1 protein-coding gene is annotated in these 267 nt (G+C 31.5%); it reads left to right on the top strand.

Annotated features, from left to right (window positions below; all coding sequences use genetic code 11):
* Positions 1 to 267: hypothetical protein (locus tag R0J87_RS21035; protein WP_498888703.1), on the top strand; the 267-nt coding region annotated here is incomplete at both ends.

Here is a 267-nt window from a genome sequence, read left to right as displayed (position 1 = left end):
GTCACATTAAATAAACAAGCTGATTTAGATTACTTGTGTAATGCATATTCAACCATTCTCAAGGAAAAAGACAATGTTTTAAGCAACCTAAATACATACTTAGCAAGTCTAACCATTGTCCAAAAGAATTTATTTAATGCTTTAGACAAGGAAGCAAAGAGTAAGTTTTCAATAGATATTAGACAGCGAGTTTTGCAGCTTCTTAATGAGTATGTGGGAAACATATACGATGGATGTAGTGTCAAAATATCTACTGCAAACTTAAAC

The sequence above is a fragment of the Halomonas sp. SIMBA_159 genome (assembly GCF_046536035.1).
In the GTDB taxonomy this organism is placed as follows: domain Bacteria; phylum Pseudomonadota; class Gammaproteobacteria; order Pseudomonadales; family Halomonadaceae; genus Vreelandella; species Vreelandella venusta_A.
Note: the sequence above shows the minus strand (reverse complement) of the source record. Positions and strands in the feature narration are given on the sequence as shown.